At 70.9% G+C, this 16,853-nt stretch carries 16 protein-coding genes; 11 read left to right on the forward strand and 5 right to left on the reverse strand.

From position 1 onward, the window contains the following. Positions 1-53 precede the first annotated feature (53 nt). From QSK34_RS24545 to QSK34_RS24570, 6 genes are all read left to right on the forward strand, one after another. Positions 54-1,067: an ABC transporter permease gene (locus QSK34_RS24545; protein ID WP_161483201.1), complete on the forward strand. Its 1,014-nt coding sequence runs from the start codon at positions 54-56 to the stop codon at positions 1,065-1,067. Then, positions 1,064-2,086 (forward strand): ABC transporter ATP-binding protein, encoded by a 1,023-nt coding sequence (locus QSK34_RS24550; RefSeq protein WP_285587060.1) that lies wholly within the window; start codon positions 1,064-1,066, stop codon positions 2,084-2,086. The genes QSK34_RS24545 and QSK34_RS24550 overlap by 4 nt, the downstream gene beginning before the upstream one ends. Next, positions 2,086-3,099, forward strand: a complete 1,014-nt coding sequence (locus QSK34_RS24555; protein ID WP_161483203.1) for an ABC transporter ATP-binding protein — start codon at positions 2,086-2,088, stop codon at positions 3,097-3,099. The genes QSK34_RS24550 and QSK34_RS24555 overlap by 1 nt, the downstream gene beginning before the upstream one ends. Before the next feature lie 161 nt (positions 3,100-3,260). Beyond that, entirely contained in the window at positions 3,261-4,115 is an 855-nt protein-coding gene (locus QSK34_RS24560; RefSeq protein WP_285587065.1) for an SCO3242 family prenyltransferase, read from the forward strand. Next, complete coding sequence (locus tag QSK34_RS24565; RefSeq protein ID WP_161483205.1) at positions 4,112-4,921, forward strand: sugar phosphate isomerase/epimerase family protein; 810 nt, start codon at positions 4,112-4,114, stop codon at positions 4,919-4,921. Before QSK34_RS24560 ends, QSK34_RS24565 begins: the two co-directional genes overlap by 4 nt. Positions 4,922-4,931: 10 nt before the next feature. Next, the gene (locus QSK34_RS24570) at positions 4,932-6,230 is read left to right on the forward strand and encodes an alkaline phosphatase family protein (protein ID WP_285587068.1); all 1,299 of its coding nucleotides are present in this window, start codon (positions 4,932-4,934) and stop codon (positions 6,228-6,230) included. Between the two features lie 66 nt (positions 6,231-6,296). Here the strand turns inward: QSK34_RS24570 and QSK34_RS24575 are convergent, their stop codons facing one another. The 3 genes from QSK34_RS24575 to QSK34_RS24585 are packed head-to-tail and all read right to left on the reverse strand — an operon-like array spanning position 6,297 to position 9,085. Next, positions 6,297-6,980, reverse strand: a complete 684-nt coding sequence (locus tag QSK34_RS24575) for a response regulator (RefSeq protein ID WP_030452369.1) — start codon at positions 6,978-6,980, stop codon at positions 6,297-6,299. Further along, positions 6,981-8,162, reverse strand: coding sequence for a sensor histidine kinase (locus QSK34_RS24580; RefSeq protein ID WP_285587071.1), 1,182 nt, complete (start codon positions 8,160-8,162; stop codon positions 6,981-6,983). A 59-nt stretch (positions 8,163-8,221) separates the two neighbouring features. After that, on the reverse strand, positions 8,222-9,085 hold the full coding sequence (locus tag QSK34_RS24585; RefSeq protein WP_285587073.1) for a RecB family exonuclease: 864 nt from the start codon (positions 9,083-9,085) through the stop codon (positions 8,222-8,224). Positions 9,086-9,200: 115 nt separating this feature from the next. On the opposite strand from QSK34_RS24585, the gene QSK34_RS24590 reads away from it, so the two are divergent. Continuing rightward, complete coding sequence (locus QSK34_RS24590) at positions 9,201-10,319, forward strand: site-2 protease family protein (RefSeq protein ID WP_161483208.1); 1,119 nt, start codon at positions 9,201-9,203, stop codon at positions 10,317-10,319. 99 nt (positions 10,320-10,418) lie between these two features. Then, on the forward strand, positions 10,419-11,801 hold the full coding sequence (locus tag QSK34_RS24595) for an FHA domain-containing protein (RefSeq protein ID WP_285587078.1): 1,383 nt from the start codon (positions 10,419-10,421) through the stop codon (positions 11,799-11,801). Positions 11,802-11,919: 118 nt separating this feature from the next. Here the strand turns inward: QSK34_RS24595 and QSK34_RS24600 are convergent, their stop codons facing one another. Continuing rightward, positions 11,920-12,504, reverse strand: a complete 585-nt coding sequence (locus QSK34_RS24600) for a TetR/AcrR family transcriptional regulator (RefSeq protein WP_285587081.1) — start codon at positions 12,502-12,504, stop codon at positions 11,920-11,922. Positions 12,505-12,543: 39 nt separating this feature from the next. On the opposite strand from QSK34_RS24600, the gene QSK34_RS24605 reads away from it, so the two are divergent. After that, complete coding sequence (locus QSK34_RS24605; protein WP_285587083.1) at positions 12,544-13,452, forward strand: carbohydrate kinase family protein; 909 nt, start codon at positions 12,544-12,546, stop codon at positions 13,450-13,452. A 16-nt stretch (positions 13,453-13,468) separates the two neighbouring features. After that, positions 13,469-14,692, forward strand: coding sequence for an aminotransferase class III-fold pyridoxal phosphate-dependent enzyme (locus tag QSK34_RS24610; protein WP_285587085.1), 1,224 nt, complete (start codon positions 13,469-13,471; stop codon positions 14,690-14,692). Here QSK34_RS24610 and QSK34_RS24615 read toward each other — a convergent pair. Continuing rightward, on the reverse strand, positions 14,679-15,776 hold the full coding sequence (locus QSK34_RS24615; protein WP_285587087.1) for a GNAT family N-acetyltransferase: 1,098 nt from the start codon (positions 15,774-15,776) through the stop codon (positions 14,679-14,681). The genes QSK34_RS24610 and QSK34_RS24615 overlap by 14 nt on opposite strands. A 61-nt stretch (positions 15,777-15,837) precedes the next feature. On the opposite strand from QSK34_RS24615, the gene QSK34_RS24620 reads away from it, so the two are divergent. Beyond that, positions 15,838-16,701 (forward strand): tRNA (adenine-N1)-methyltransferase, encoded by an 864-nt coding sequence (locus QSK34_RS24620; protein ID WP_285587088.1) that lies wholly within the window; start codon positions 15,838-15,840, stop codon positions 16,699-16,701. The last annotated feature ends 152 nt before the right edge of the window (positions 16,702-16,853 follow it).

Below are 16,853 nucleotides of genomic sequence, written 5' to 3' on the forward strand. Positions count from 1 at the left end.
GCAGGCAGGGGGCCGGTCCCACCGGACCGGCCCCCTATCGCCGAGGGGGGACAGTGGTCACCTATATCATCAGGCGCCTGATCGGCGCCCTGGCCATGCTGTTCATCGTCAGCGCGGTCACATTCTCGATCTTCTTCGTGGTGCCCCGCCTGGCGGGGGTCACGCCCGACGACATCGCCAACCGCTATGTCGGCCGGGCCGCCACCGCCGAGACGGTCCAGGCCGTCGCGCAGAAGCTCGGGCTGCACGACCCCGTCGTCGTCCAGTACGGCCGATGGGTGAAGGGCGTCTTCGTCGGTTCCGAGTACGACTACGGCACCGGTGTCGAGCAGTGCCCCGCCCCCTGCCTCGGGTACTCCTTCGTCACCAAGCAACCGGTCTGGCCCGACCTGGTCGACCGGCTCCCCGTGACGCTCTCGCTCGCCGCGGGCGCCTCGGTCATCTGGCTGGTGATCGGAGTCTCCGTCGGTGTGCTGTCCGCGCTGAAGAGACGCTCCGTCTTCGACCGGGGAGCGATGATCATCGCCTTGGCGGGCGTGTCGCTGCCCCCGTTCTTCACGGGCCTGGTGGCGCTCTCGCTGCTCTCGTACGGTCTGGGCATCACCGCCCCAGGAGGCGCGTACACCCCGTTGACGGAGAATCCGGGGATGTGGGCGTACAACCTGATCCTGCCCTGGCTCACCCTGGCGTTCCTGAACGCCGCGGCCTACGCCCGCCTCACCCGGGCCGGCATGCTCGACACGATGGGTGAGGACTACATCCGCACCGCCAGAGCGAAGGGCCTCAAGGAGAGCAAGGTCATCGGCAAGCACGGCCTGCGCGCCGCGCTGACCCCGATCGTCACGATCTTCGGCCTCGACGTCGGCATCCTGGTCGGCGGCGCCATCCTGACCGAGAACGCCTTCTCCCTCCAGGGCCTCGGCAAGTACGCCACGACGGCCATCGCCGCCAACGACCTGCCCAAAATCATGGGCTTCACCATGCTGGCCGCGTTCTTCATCGTCGTGGCCAACCTGATCGTCGACCTGCTCTACGCGGTCGTGGACCCGAGGGTGCGGCTGTCATGACCTTCCTCCAGCTCAACGACCTGAAGGTCCACTTCCCGACCGACGACGGCCTGGTCAAATCGGTCGACGGCCTGTCGTTCCAGCTCGAACGCGGCAAGACGCTGGGCATCGTGGGCGAGTCGGGCTCCGGCAAGAGCGTCACCTCGCTCAGCATCCTGGGCCTGCACAAGGGCGGCCGGGCCAAGATCTCCGGCGAGATCTGGCTCGACGGCGAGGAGCTCGTCTCGGCCTCGCAGGAGCACGTGCGCTCGCTGCGCGGCAAGAAGATGGCGATGATCTTCCAGGACCCGCTGTCGGCGATGCACCCCTACTACACGGTGGGCGACCAGATCATCGAGGCCTACCGGATCCACAACGACGTGCCGAAGAAGGTCGCCAAGAAGCACGCGATCGACATGCTCGGCCGGGTCGGCATCCCGCAGCCCGACCGCCGCGTCGACAGCTACCCGCACGAGTTCTCCGGCGGCATGCGCCAGCGCGCGATGATCGCCATGGCCCTGTCGTGCGACCCCGAGCTGCTGATCGCCGACGAGCCGACCACCGCGCTCGACGTGACCGTGCAGGCGCAGATCCTCGACCTGATGCGCGACCTGCAGCGCGACTTCAACGCCGCGCTGATCATCATCACCCACGACCTGGGCGTGGTCGCCGAACTGTCCGACGACATCCTGGTGATGTACGGCGGCAAGTGCATCGAGTACGGCTCCGCCGACGACATCTTCGAACGGCCCGAGCACCCCTACACCTGGGGTCTACTGGGGTCCATGCCCCGCCTCGACCGCGAGGTGACCGAGCGGCTGCTGCCGATCAAGGGCAGCCCGCCCTCGCTCATCAACGTGCCGTCCGGCTGCGCCTTCCACCCCCGCTGCGCCTTCGAGCCGCGTACCGGCGGCAAGGGCGGCACGGTCGTGCCCGACCTGGTCGAGACCGAGGGAGGCCACCTGGTGCGCTGCCACCTCTCCCGTGAGGAGCGGCGGGACATCTGGGCCACCGAGATCAAGCCGAAGCTGGAGTCCTGATGACCGAAACCATCCTGTCCGTCGAGGGACTGGAGAAGCACTTCCCGGTCACCAAGGGCCTGTTCAAGAGCCAGGTCGGCGCGGTCAAGGCGGTCGACGGCATCAGCTTCGACGTGCGCAAGGGCGAGACGCTGGGCCTGGTGGGCGAGTCGGGCTGCGGCAAGACCACCACCGGCCGCCTGATCACCCGCCTGATCGAGCCGACCGGCGGCAAGATCACCTTCGAGGGTCACGACATCACGCACATGAAGCAGGGCAAGCTCCGCCCGCTCCGGCGTGACATGCAGATGATCTTCCAGGACCCGTACAGCAGCCTGAACCCCCGGCACACCGTCGGGGCCATCGTGGGCGCGCCGTTCCGGATCCAGGGCATCGAGACCGAGCAGGGCACGAAGAAGGCCGTCCAGGACATCCTGGAACTGGTCGGGCTGAACCCCGAACACTACAACCGCTACCCGCACGAGTTCTCCGGCGGCCAGCGGCAGCGCATCGGCATCGCCCGCACCCTCGCCCTGAAGCCCAAGCTGATCATCGCCGACGAGCCGGTCTCCGCGCTCGACGTGTCGATCCAGGCCCAGGTCGTCAACCTGCTGGAAGACCTGCAGAACGAGCTCGACCTGACCTACGTGGTGATCGCCCACGACCTGTCGGTCGTGCGGCACATCTCCGACCGGGTCGCGGTCATGTACCTCGGCAAGATCGTCGAGGTGGGCGAGCGGGCCGGCCTCTACGGCTCACCGATGCACCCCTACACCAACGCCCTGCTGTCGGCGGTCCCGATCCCCGACCCGAAGCAGCGCGAGGGCCGCGAGCGCATCCGCCTCACCGGCGACGTGCCCTCGCCGCTCAACCCCCCGCCGGCCTGCCGCTTCCACACGCGCTGCTGGAAGGCCCAGGAGATCTGCAAGACCCAGGAACCGCCCCTGGCGGAGCTCGCCCCGGGCCACGCGGTCGCCTGCCACTTCCCGGAGAACGCCCCGTCGAAGACGGAGACCCCGGCCACGGTGGCCTAGCCTCGTCCCCTCCGGGCCGCCCGCTCACCGAGTGGGCGGCCCGCGGCATGCACTCGGGCGATATGCGCGGATTTACCTTGAAGCAGGTCAAGGGCTCGCTATCGGACGAAAAGTCTGGAAACATCCGATCATCTAGCTTGGTAAGTGATCGGAAGTCGTAAATGAGTCGAATCGGGTTAAGGGCAGCACTCGAACTGGTGCGTGCCCCGGCCACCCTCTCCGTCCCCGGCGACACCATGGCGGGCGCCGCGCTCGCCGGGCGCAGCGGAACCCCCGGCCTGGCCGCCGCCTCGGTGCTGCTCTACTGGGCCGGGATGGCCCTGAACGACTGGGCCGACCGTGACATCGACGCGGTCGAGCGGCCCGAGCGGCCCATCCCCTCGGGGCGCATCTCGGCCAACCAGGCCCTCGGCATCGCCGCCGGGCTCACCGGGGCCGGGATCGCCGCGGCCACGCTCGCGGGCGGCAAGAAGGGCTTCGCCATCTCCGCGCTGCTGGCGGGGGCGGTGTGGGCGTACGACATGGGCCTGAAGCACACCCCGGCCGGTCCCGCCTCGATGGCGGCCTGCCGCACGCTCGACGTGATGCTGGGCGCCGGCCGCGCCACGCCCATGGCCTTCGCGGTCGGGGCGCACACCTACGGCATCAGCATCCTCGGCCGCGCGGAGGTGTCCGGGGCGAGCCCGGCCACCGTCCGCGGAGCCCTGGCCTGTACGGCCGCCGCCACCGGTCTCGCGGCCGTCTCGGTGGCCAGGGGCGCGGGCTCGGCGGCCGACAAGGCCACCGCGGCCGCCCTCATCGCCGGGTACGCCGCCAGCGGCGGCAGGGCGACGCTGGCGCTGCGCGGCAAGCCCGACCCCGAGCAGGTGCGCCAGGCGGTCCGGGCCTCGATCATGGGCTTCGTGCCGCTCCAGTCGGCCGCCGTGGCCGGGGGCGGCAAGACGCTCTCCGGGCTCGGCCTGCTGGCCGCGCTCCCGGTGGGGCGCTGGCTCTCGTCGAAGATGTCGACGGCATGAACTTCGGCTACTGCTCCAACGGGTTCCGCGACCACTCCCTCGACGACGCGCTCAGCGTGCTCGCCGATCTGGGCTACACCGGCGTCGCGCTCACCCTCGACCACGGCCACCTCGGCCCCGACCCCACGTTCGACGAGGTCAGCCGGGTGGCGACCAGACTCGGCCGCCTCGGGCTGAGCGTCGTCGTGGAGACCGGCGGCCGCTACACCCTCGACCGGTTCCGCAAGCACTACCCGACGCTGCTGCACGAGGACGCGCGGGCGCGGGTGGCGTACACGAAGAGGGCCATCGAGGTCGCCGCCGACCTCGGGGCGCCGGTCGTCCACCTCTGGAGCGGCATCCGCCCCGACGAGGTGCCCGACGACCTGGCGTGGGACCGGCTGACCGCGCACTGCGAGACCCTGCTGGCCGACGCCGAGGAGCACGACGTGGTGCTCGGGTTCGAACCCGAGCCCGGCATGCTCGTCGACGACCTGGCCTCCTACGAGCGGCTGCGCAAGCGGCTGGGGGAGCCCGACCGGTTCGGGCTGACCCTCGACATCGGGCACTGCCAGTGCCTGGAACCCTGGCCGGTCGCCGAGTGCGTCCGGCGGGCGTCGCCCTACCTGGTGCACGTCCAGATCGAGGACATGCGGCGAGATGTCCACGAACATCTGGAGTTCGGCGACGGAGAGATCGAGTTCGCGCCCGTCATGGCGGAGTTGCGCGGATTCGACGGGATGATCGCGGTCGAGCTGGCCCGGCACAGCCACGCCGCCCCGGCGGTCGCCCAGAGATCCATCGAATTCCTGCGACGTCATTCCTGAGGACATAACCATGCTCGTTATCAACGTGGTCGGGCTCACCCCGCGCCTGCTCGCCCACATGCCCAACGTGTCGAAACTGGGCAACGCCGCCGCGCTCACGCCGGTGCTGCCCGCGGTGACCTGCTCGGTGCAGGCCTCCATCGTGACCGGCGCGATGCCCCGCGACCACGGCATCGTCGGCAACGGATGGTACTTCCGCGACCTCGGCGAGGTCTTCCTGTGGCGCCAGCACAACGCCCTCATCCAGGGCGAGCAGATCTGGGACGTCACCCGGGACCTGAAGACCGCCAACGTCTGCTGGTGGTACGCCATGGGCACCAACTCCGACTTCGTGGTGACCCCGCGCCCGATCTACCACGCCGACGGCGCCAAGTCGCCCGACGCCTACGTGCGCCCCCCGGAGTGGCACGACAAACTGGTGAACGACCTGGGCGAGTTCCCCCTGTTCACCTACTGGGGCCCGAACGCCGGCATCACCTCGTCGAACTGGATCGTGGGCGCCACCCGCAAGATCATCAACGAGGAGAAGCCCGACCTCACGATGGTCTACATCCCGCACCTCGACTACGACCTCCAGCGCTTCGGCCCCGACTCCCAGCAGGCGATCGACGCCGCCAAGGCCGTCGACCAGGCGCTGGTGCCGCTGCTCGACCAGAACCCGGTCATCCTGTCGGAGTACGGCATCACCAACGCCTCCAAGGCCGTCGACATCAACCGCGCCCTGCGCCGGGAAGGCCTCCTGGAGGTCTACACCCAGGTCGGCATGGAGTATCTGGACCCGTGGACCAGCCGCGCCTTCGCGGTCTCCGACCACCAGATCTCGCACGTCTACGTGCGCGACTCCGCCGACATCCCGCGCGTCCGCGACCTGATCGCCGGCCTCGACGGCGTCGATGAGGTCCTCGACCAGGCCGGCAAGGAGAAGTACGGCCTCGACCACGAACGCGCCGGGGAACTGGTCGCCGTGGCCGAGCCCGACGCCTGGTTCACCTACTACTACTGGCTCGACGACGACCGCGCCCCCGACTTCGCCAAGCTGGTCGAGATCCACCGCAAGCCCGGCTACGACCCCGCCGAGCTGTTCATGACCAGCAAGGCCATCGCCGCCAAGGCGCTGCTGCGCAAGAAGATGGGCTTCCGTTACGAGATGTCGGTCGTGCCCCTCGACCCGAAGCAGGTGTCGGGCAGCCACGGTCGTCTCCCGGACTCCCCGGAGGACGGCCCGGTGCTGATCGGCCCGTGGGACGGCGACAAGTACCACGCGACCGAGGTGAAGGACCTGCTGCTCAAGGAACTGCGAAAGTCCTGACGGCCACCGCCGACGGGTCGCCGCGACCGCCTGCCCGGTCGCGCGGCCCGATTCGGGGAAACCCGGTCAGGGGTGCGCCCCGGGGGTGATCAGCCCCGTCTCGTAGGCCAGCACGACCGCCTGCACCCGGTCGCGCAGCCCCAGCTTCGTCAGCACGTTGCCCACGTGGGTCTTCACGGTCGTCTCGCTGACCACCAGCTCACGCGCGATCTCGGCGTTGGACAGGCCCTTGGCGATCAGCTTGAGGACCTCCAGCTCCCGCTCGGTCAGCCGGGCCAGCCGCGTCGGCGAGGCCTGCTGCTGCGCCGACGGCAGGCGGGTGGAGAACTTGTCGAGCAGCCGCCGCGTCACGCTGGGCGCCACGATCGCGTCGCCGCTGGCCACCACCCGGATCGCCTGCACCAGCTCGGCGGGCGGCACGTCCTTCAGCAGGAACCCGCTCGCCCCGGCCCGCAGCGCCTCCACGATGTACTCGTCGAGGTCGAAGGTGGTCAGCACCAGCACCCGGGGCACGTGGGCCGACGGCGCGGCGTCGCGGACGATCCGGCGGGTCGCCTCGATGCCGTCCATGCCGGGCATCCGGATGTCCATGAGGACCACGTCGGGCAGCAGCGCCCGTGACTGGTCCATCGCGGTCGACCCGTCGCCCGCCTCGCCGACCACGGTCACGTCGGTCTCGGCCTCCAGGATGAACCTGAACCCCGTGCGCAGCAGCGGCTGGTCGTCGACCAACAACACCCTGATCGGCATTTATCTGTCCTTGAGGGGAAAGCGGGCCCGGACCTCGAATCCGCCCCCCGGACGCGGGCCGATCCGCAGAACTCCACCATAGAGGGCAACTCGCTCCTTGATGCCCACCAGACCGTGCCCCTTGCCGCCGTTCTCGCGTTTGAGCACGAGCCCGCGGCCGTCGTCCTCGACGTGCACCATCAACTCACTCGGCTCGTGGCGGACGGTCACCCACGCGCGGGCGGCCGGCCCGGCGTGCCGCAGGCTGTTGGTCAGCGCCTCCTGGACCAGCCGGTAGGCGGCCAGGTCGACGCCCGGGGGCAGCTGCCGCGTCTCGCCCTCCAGCCACAGCTGCGTGGTCAGCCCCGCCTCGCGCATCTGGTCGACGAGGCCGGGCAGGTCGTCCATGCCGGGCTGCGGGCCGCGCTCGGCCGGCCCGTCGGTGCGCAGCACGCCGACGATGTTGCGCATCTCGGCCATCGCCGTGCGTCCCATCTCCTCGATGGAGACCAGCGCGTCGCGGGCCACCGCGGGGTCCTTCTCCAGCATCGTGCGCGCGGCGGCGGCCTGCACCGTCATCACCGACACGTGGTGGGCGACGACGTCGTGGAGCTCCCGGGCGATGCGCGACCGCTCCTCGGCGCGGGCCGCCCGGGTGTCGGCCTCACGGGCGCGTTCGAGCCGGTCGGCCCGGTCGACCAGCTCACCGAGATAGGCCCGCCGGAGCCGGATCGTGCGCCCGACCACCCATACCAGCGCGGTCACCACCACGACGACCGCGTGGTCGGCCCACCCGAGCTCGTGGGTGTCGGGCAGCGCCCCGGCGAGGTATCCGGCCATGACCACGACCGCCGCCAGCACGCTCAGCGCCAGCCCCCGCAGCGTCGCGACGGTGTAGAGCAGGATGACGGCCGCGAAGTCGGCCAGCCCGGGGTGGTAGCCCATCCCGTTGAGCACCAGCGCGGGCACGGTGGTCGCCAGCAGGATCAGGAACGGCCACCGCCGCCGGAACACCAGCGGCAGCGTGCACGAGACGACCAGCAGCAGACTGAACCAGTCGGCCGGCCGCGTCCCGAAGGCGGACGGCGGCTCCCAGCCGCCGCTGCCCGGCCCGGTCGACAGGACGAAGAGCAGCGAGGACGCGGTCACCACGACCGCGAGGACTGAGTCGCTGATCAGCTGCCGACGGGGGGAGGTGCGCACGCAATCAATTTAGGCGTCCTCCGGCCCGCGGACCTCATCCGTGAGGACGAGCCCGCCGCTCAGAGCTCGTCGGTCGCCGCGCGGGCCGTCAGCCGCCGCGTCGGCCGGGGCCTCTCCTCGGGTACGGGCGGGGGAGTGCCCCCGAACTCGGGGCAGAGCGCCTGGTGGTCGCACCAGCCGCACAACCGGGACGGCCGGTGGTGCCACTCGCGGGTCGTCAGCGACCGTTCGATCGCCTGCCACAACGCCTCGACCTTGCGCTCGGTCGCCCGCAGGTCGGCCTCGTCGGGCTGGTAACGCAGCACCTCGCCCTGGCCGCTCAGGTACATGAGCTGGAGCAGCCGGGGGATCTCACCGCGCTGCCGCCACAACACCAGGGCGTAGAACTTCATCTGGAACAGCGCCTTGGCCTCGAACTGCGGCCCGGGGGCGGCGCCGGTCTTGTAGTCGACCACCCGGATCTCCCCGGTCGGCGCGACGTCGAGCCGGTCGACGTAACCCCGCAGCATCAGGCCGCTGTCGAGCACCGCCTCGACGTAGAGCTCCCGCTCGGCCGGTTCGAGCACCGTCGGGTCTTCGAGCACGAAGTAGCGCTCGACCATGCCGCGCGCCTGCTCCAGCCACTCGTCGCGCTCGGCGTCGGTCGCGAACAGCCCCTCGTAGGCGGGCTCCTCCTCAAGCAGCCGCCGCCACTGCGGTTCGAGCAGGTCGCGGGCGGCCGCGACGGTGCGCGCCCCGGGCGGCAGGTCGTAGAGGCGTTCGAGCACGGCGTGGACGAGCGTGCCCCGCACGGCCGCCGCCGACGGTTTCTCGGGGAGCTGGTCGATCACCCTGAACCGGTAGAGCAACGGGCAGGTCATGAAGTCACCGGCACGGGAGGGGGACAACGCGCCGATGACGGCGCGCTCCTCGGTCAGGGTCATGCCCAGACGATAGGCCATGGCCCCGACACTTCCGGGCCCCGCGCGGCTTCCCGCCAGCCGCCGGGCCGGGGGACGGCGCGTAGGATCCATGCCAAGGAAGGGGAACCAGACCGTTATGAGCACACCGTCCCCAGGGCTGCGGATGGGCCGCCCGTTCGGGATCCCGGTCTACGTGTCACCGACGTGGCTGATCGTCGCCGCGTTCATCACGATCACGTACGAACCGGTGGCCGCCGGGCAACTGCCGGATTTCTCATCGTTCGTGCACTACTCAGTCGCCCTGCTCTTCGCGGTGCTGCTCTACATATCGGTGCTCGTCCACGAGCTGGCCCACTGCGTGGTCGCCAAAGCCTATGGTCTCCCGGTCAAGCGCATCACCCTCTACCTGCTGGGCGGGGTCTCCGAGATCGAGCAGGAGCCCGACACCCCCGGCAAGGAGTTCCTGATCTCCTTTGCCGGTCCCGTCGCCTCGCTCGGCCTCGCCGGCGTCTTCTACGGCGTCGAGCAGTTCCTCCAAGAGGGCACCATCCCCCACGTCCTGCTCTACATCCTGTGGATCTCGAACCTGATCGTGGGCGTCTTCAACCTGCTGCCCGGCCTGCCGCTCGACGGCGGCCGGATGCTCAGGGCCGGGGTGTGGCGGTTCACCCGCAACGCCAACTCCGGCACCGTCGCCGCCGCCTGGGTCGGCCGGGGCGTCGCCGTGATCGTGGTGCTCTACCAGCTCGTGCTGCCGCTGATGGCGGGCCAGGAGCCCGACTTCACCGCCATCGTGTGGTCGATGATCCTGGCGTCGTTCATCTGGATGGGCGCCACGCAGTCGCTGCGCGTCGCCAAGGTCCGCTCCCGGCTGCCTCAGGTCCGGGCCCGCGCGCTGGCCCGGCGGGCCCTTCCGGTCGCCTCCGACGTGCCGCTCGCCGAGGCCCTCCGGCGGGCCCGTGAGGGCGGCGCGGGGGCGCTGGTGATCGTCGACCACGAGGGCCGCCCGACCGGGATCGTGAACGAGGCCGCCGTCAACGCCACCCCCGAGCCGCGCCGCCCGTGGATCACCGTGGGGTCGCTGGCACGCTCCCTCGAACCGGCCCTGGTCCTGGGCGCCGACCTGGAGGGGGAGTCGTTGATCGACGCGATGCGCGACCACCCCGCGGGTGAATATCTGCTCGTCGAACGGGGCGGCGAAATCTACGGCGTGCTCGCCACCGCCGACGTCAACCGGGTCTTCACCGGCGTCTGACCAGATCGGGAGGGATCACCCCCACTCGTCATCTGGCGCGCGCACCACTAATGTTCTGGTCAAACGATCAGAAGTTAGGTATGGCCGGAGGAGAGTTCTGTGACGGAGCAGGGCGCGGGGGTGGTCCGTCCGCTTCCGGGTGACGGTGTGGTCGCTCACCTGAACGGGCTGGCGCTGGTGTGCGGGCCGGGCTCGGCGCAGGTGGAGGAGTTGCTCGACGCGGTGCGGGAGACCGCCGAGAACGGTGGCGACGGACGGACCCTGGTCCGCAAGGTCGCGCAGGTTCTGGCGCGCTCCATGAACGACGACCCGCCGACGATCGCGGTCGCCGGTCCCACCGGCGGCGGCGTGGCGGTGCTGGTGTCGGGCGCGGCCTCGGCCCACCTGTTCGGCGCCCCCGACGGCGACTTCGTGGTCTCGGGGCAGGACGCCCTCACCTGGGCCGACCGCCTGGTGGCGGGCCCCGTGGGCCGGGTCGAGCTGCGCCTGCCGGGCTCGGGCCCGTCCAGCCCCTACTCGCGCCTCGACGGCGGCGTGGTCGCGGGCGGCGGCGCCGAGATCGACTACACGGCGACCGGCCACACGATGCACCGGCCCCACCCGATCCCGCAGCCCTCCCCGCCGCCCCAGCCGGGTCACCCCTACGCCTCGCAGCCCTCGGGCCCGCAGCAGCCGATGATCCCCCACCAGCCGCCGCCCCCGCCGGGCGTGCCGCCGTACGGCCAGCCGTCCTACGACCCGCCGGCGCCCTACGACCCGCCGCCCGTGGGCGGCCCGATGCAGCCCCCGCCGCACCCCGGACCGGGCCCGTTCGGACCGCCGCCCGGCCTGCCGATGGGCCCGCCGCCGATGAGCGCCCCGCAGCCTCCGGTCGCCGAGCCGCTGCCGCCCCAGCACGACGAGCGCCGCCACGACAGCGGCCACTTCGAGCCCCAGCCCCAGCCCGAACCGCCCGCCGACGACCCGAGCGACTCCACCCAGATGGACGCCGCCCCGGAGCGCCTCGGCCCCATGGTCCACGGCGTCGACTGCAAGAACGACCACTTCAACGACCCGCGCGCGCCCTACTGCGCGGTCTGCGGCGTGCCCCTGTCGACCCGTGACCTCGTGCCCTACAAGGGCCCGCGTCCGGCGCTCGGCGTCCTGCTCCTCGACGACGGCATGGCGCTGACCCTCGACAGCGACTACATCCTCGGCCGCGACCCCGAGCGCGCCCCCGAGGTCCAGTCGGGCGACGCCCGCCCGGCCAGGGTCACCAGCCCCGACGGCTCGGTCTCCCGCCGCCACCTGAGGGTCACCCTGGAGAACTGGGACGTGAACCTGATCGACCTCGGCTCGGTCAACGGCACCCAGATCCAGCCCCCGGGCGACCCGAACTTCTACGACATCCCCCCGAACGAGTCGGTCACGATCATGCCCGGCACGACGGTCCGGGTGGGCGTCTCCCGCACGATGCGCTTCGAGCCCCACCGCAGCGCCTGAGAACACGACGGCCCTCGGCGCGAGGCATCCGCCCCGCGCCGAGGGCCGCTTCTTCCCTGCTGACCGACCGTCGTCGCCGGAGACCGGGACCTGTTCCCGCGCGGGATGCCCGGCCTTTCTAGGGCAGGCGGAGCCGGTCGAGTTCGGCGAGCATGATCTCCTCGATCCTCGACGCCCGGTCGGGGTAGAGGAGGCGGTGCAGGCTCAGCCCGTCCACGAGGGCGAGCAGGCGTTCCGCCGTGTCGTCGAGCCCCTCGCCGGCGATCTCCCCGGCGTCGGCCGCGCTCTGCAGCAGGGTCCGCAGCAGCAGATGGAGGTCGGCTGCCTCCTCGCGCTGCGTGCGCAGCAGCTCCGGCGAGGTCAGGCTGCGGGCCCAGAAGCCGATCTCCAGGCCGGTCTCCTGCACGCGCTCCTCGTCCATGGGCAGGTTGTCGAGGAGGAGTTCCCGCAGCGCCGCCAGGCCCGTCAGGCCGGTCAGCTTCTCGGCCAGGCGCTCGGTGATCCGGCGGTGGCTGGACCGCAGGGCCGACAGGAGGATCTCGTCCTTGTCGGCGAAGTAGTGGGTCAGGACGCCGTTGGAGTAGCCGGCCTCCTTCGCGATCGCGCGTGTGGTCGCGGCATCGATTCCCGCACGCAGGATGATGCGGCGGGCCGCGGCGACGACCTCTTCCCTGCGCTCGTCGTGGTTCACGATCTTCGGCATGTTGACATTTTAGTCGGGCGCCCGTCTATCATCCAGGCCATGTCGGTTGTCACGCTCGGCGTCCACATCGTGGACGTGCTCGCCCGGCCCGTCGAGTCGATCCCGGCCGGCCAGGACACCCATCTGGTCGAGCAGGTGCGCATCACCGCAGCCGGGGCCGCAGCCGGGACGGCGGTCGTGCTGGCGAGACTCGGTCTCCCCGTCACCTCGCTGGGGGCCGTCGGCGACGACGAGCTCGGCGACTTCCTCCTCATGGTCATGAACCGGCACGGCGTCGACGTCTCCAGGGTGACGCGCAAGCCGGGGGAGCAGACCGCCGCCTCGATCCTGCCGATCAGGCCCGACGGCGGGCGGCCCTCGTTCCACGTCCCGGGCGCCAACCTGGGGCTCTCACCGGCCGACGTCGACGTCGAGGCCATCAGGGGCGCGAAGGTCCTCCACCTGGGCGGCATGGACGCCACCTGGGGCCTCCACGACCCCGCCTTCCACGCCCTGCTCGACGAGGTGCGGGGCCGGGGCACGCAGGTCACCCTCGACCTGCTGTCGAACATGCCCGACCTGATGCCCGCCGCGAAGACCTTCCTGCCCCACGTCGACCACTTCCTGCCCAACGAGGAGCAGGCCCTCATGATGACCCGCGCCCCGACGGTCGAGGAGGCCGCCAAGAGCCTTCTCGGTGAGGGGCCACGAAGCGTGATCATCACGCTCGGCGGCGAGGGCAGCCTCGTCGCCACGGCCGACGGGCTCACCCGGGTGCCCGCCGAAGACGTCCAGGTGGTCGACACCACCGGTTGCGGCGACGCCTACTGCGCCGGGTTCGCCGCCGGGCTGCTCACCGGCCGTCCGGTGCTCGAATCGGCCCGTCTCGGCACCGCCGTCGCCGCCCGCGTGGCCGGCGGCCTGGGTTCCGACGCGAACCTCGACGGCGCCGCCGCCCTGCTGTCCTGAGAGGAAGATTCCCCCCATGTCCCTGGACGCCGATCTGCGCGCCCGAGCCGCCAAGGTCATCCCCGGCGGCATGTACGGTCACCTCAACGCCGCCCTCCACGGCGACACCTACCCCCAGTTCTTCGTCAGGGGCGAGGGCGCCCGCCAGTGGGACGCCGACGGGAGGGAGTACGTCGACCTGATGTGCTCCTGGGGCCCCATGATCGTCGGCCACCGCAACCCCCGGGTGGAGGAGGCCGCCGCCCGCCTGCAGGCCCAGGGCGACTGCCTCAACGGCCCCGGCCCGATCATGGTCGAGCTGGCCGAACTGCTCGTCGACCTCGTCCCGGCCGCCGACTGGGCCATGTTCTCCAAGAACGGCACCGACGCCACCACCCAGGCCCTCATGGTCGCCCGCGCCGCCACCGGCCGCACGAAGGTCCTGATCGCCCACGGCGCCTACCACGGCGCCGACCCGTGGTGCACCCCCGGCCTGTCGGGCGTCACGCCCAACCAGCGCGCCGACACCATCGAGTTCGCCTACAACGACCTCCAGGACGCCGAGCGCGCCGCCGCCGAGGCCGGCGACGACGTCGCGGCCATCCTGGTGACCCCCTTCAAGCACGACTCCTTCGAAGACCAGGCGCTCGCCGAGGCCGGCTTCGCCCGCGGGGTCAGGGCGCTGGCCGACCGCCTGGGCGCGGCCCTGGTGATCGACGAGGTCCGGGCCGGCTTCCGGCTCGACCTGCGGGGCACCTGGGAGCCCTTCGGTGTACGTCCCGACCTGTCGGCCTGGTCCAAGGCCATGGGCAACGGCCACGCGATCGCCGCCGTCACCGGCGCCGACGCGCTCAAGAACGCGGCCCAGACCCTCTACTCGACCGGTTCGTTCTGGTTCTCCTCGGCCGCCATGGGCGCGGCCAAGGCCACGATCGAGATCCTCCGGGAGTCCGACGGGCCGGCGCTGATCGAACGCGCGGGGGCGAGGCTGCGTACCGGACTGTATGAGCAGGCCAAGAGCCACGGCTTCACGATCAACCAGACGGGCCCGGTGCAGATCCCGTGGCTCTCGTTCGACGGCGACGCCACTCTGGAGCGGGGGGTCTTCTGGGCGGCCGCCTGCCTGGCCGAGGGCGTCTACGTGCACCCCTGGCACAACTGGTTCCTGTCGACCGCCCACACCGACGCCGAGATCGACCGCGCCCTGGAGGGCACCGACGCCGCGTTCGCCGCGACCGCCCGGCGCTTCAGCGGAGTCTGAGCCACTCCACGTTGTCGGTCCAGGTCCCGTCGGGGCCGGGCAGATACTCCTTCTGCGTCTGACCCCGGGTGAACCCGGCCCGTTCCAGCACCGCCTGGGAGGCCAGGTTCCCCGGGTCGGTGCCGGAGATCAGCCGCCGCAGGCCCGCCTGCGTGAACGCCCATTCGGCCAGCAGGTTCACCGCCCGGGTGACGAAGCCCCGGCCCCGGAAGTCGGGGTGCAGGCTGTAGCCGACCATGGCCTCCCGCATGGGCGGGGTCAGGTGCGAGAGCTGGATGTCCCCGGCGAAGGCGCCCGTCTCCGCGTCGCGGATGGCCATCTCGGCCTGGACGCCGGTCAGCCAGCGATATCCGGCCCCGGTGCACCGGTAGAGCGTCTCGGCGAACGGCGGCGCCTCCGGCGGCACGCGATACTTCACCACGTCGGGCAGCGACGCCAGCGCCTGGTAGGCCGGCGCGTCGGCGGTCGTCAGCATGGTGATCGTGACGACGCCGTCGGTCAGCCCGCCCTCGGGCAGGAACGGCAGGAACGGCCTGATCGGCTCTCCCGAGTCGCCGGGCAGCCGGCCGAACAGGGCCATGTCGGCCCTGCCTCCACCGGGCAGCGGCCCGCCGCCGCGCTGGAGCCCCTCGTGGCGGAACCCGGCCGCCAGCGCGACCTTCTGCGAGCCCACGTTCTCCATCTCGGCGACCAGGTGCACCCGGGGCACCCCCTGCTCGAAGGCCCACGTGGTGACGGCCCTCAGGGCCGCGGAGGCCACGCCCTTGTTGCGGGCCCACGGGGCCACCCAATAGCCCACCTCGACGTTGCCGAACCGGTCGGGCAGGTGCAGCCCGATCGCCCCGTTCAGCTCGCCGGTCTCGGCGTCGGTCACGGAGAACTCGGCGCCGCCCGTCCGCCACCGCTCCTCGGCGATCTCCATGAGCCAGTGGCGGGCGTCCGCCTCGGTGTACGGGCTGGGCAGGGTCGGGATGAAGCGCTGGGTCTGGGGGTCGGAGCAGGCGCGCGCGACGGCCGGGATGTCGGCCTCGACGGCCGGCCGAAGAATGATCGGTCCGGCTGAGATGGATTCGCGGGGGTACATGGCACCTTGCTACCAGTCGTCCGAGTCGGGGGACAATCGTTTTGCCATTAGCCTTGCCGCCATGGGTTTTCGCAGGCACGGCCCGTTCCAGGCCGGAGATCAGGTTCAGCTCACCGATCCGAAGAACAAGCGCCACACCGTGACGCTCAAAGAGGACGGTGTCTTCCACACCCACAAGGGGTGGATCGCCCACGCCGACCTGATCGGGCAGCCTGAGGGGTCCGTGGTGCGCTCGTCGGGCGGCATCCAGTATCTGGCGTTCCGCCACCTGCTGTCCGACTACACGCTGTCGATGCCGCGCGGCGCGGCGGTGATCTACCCGAAGGACTCGGCGCAGATCGTCGCCATGGCCGACGTCTTCCCCGGCGCCAAGGTCGTGGAGGCCGGCGTCGGCTCCGGTGCGCTGTCCTGCTTCCTGCTGCGCGCCGTCGGCACCGAGGGCTCCTTGACCTCGTACGAACGGCGTGCCGACTTCGCCGAGGTCGCGACCAAGAACGTGGAGAAGTTCTTCGGCGGCGAGCTCAAGCAGTGGCGTCTGGTGGTCGGCGACTTCAACGAGGCGCTCGACGAGACCGACGTCGACCGGATCATCCTCGACATGCTCGCCCCGTGGGAGTGCGTCGACGCCGCGAGCAGAGCCCTGACCCCCGGCGGCGTGATCTGCTGTTACGTGGCCACCACGACCCAGATGTCAAGAACCGTCGAGACACTTCGCGATCACGGGAGTTTCACGGAGCCCCACGCGTGGGAGACCCTGATTCGCGACTGGCATGTCGAAGGTCTCGCCGTCCGTCCCGATCACCGCATGGTCGGGCACACCGGCTTCCTCGTCACCGCCCGCCGCATGGCGGACGGCGTCACGCCGCCGCCCAGGCGCCGTCGCCCGGCAAAGGGGGCGTATGGGGAGGGTACGGAAGACCAGTGACGATTTAGCGGCGAAACGGGAAACTTGAGTGACAGCGGGAACAAACACCCTGTTCCATGTGCTCATCGAGATAAACCCTCCGAAAAGGCATCAACCATCAAACACTCCACGTAACTAGACGAACACCAGTGGGCTACGTTTTTCAAGGCCGT

Origin of the sequence: Herbidospora sp. NBRC 101105, assembly GCF_030269205.1 — a bacterium.
Classification (GTDB): Bacteria; Actinomycetota; Actinomycetes; order Streptosporangiales; family Streptosporangiaceae; genus Herbidospora; species Herbidospora solisilvae.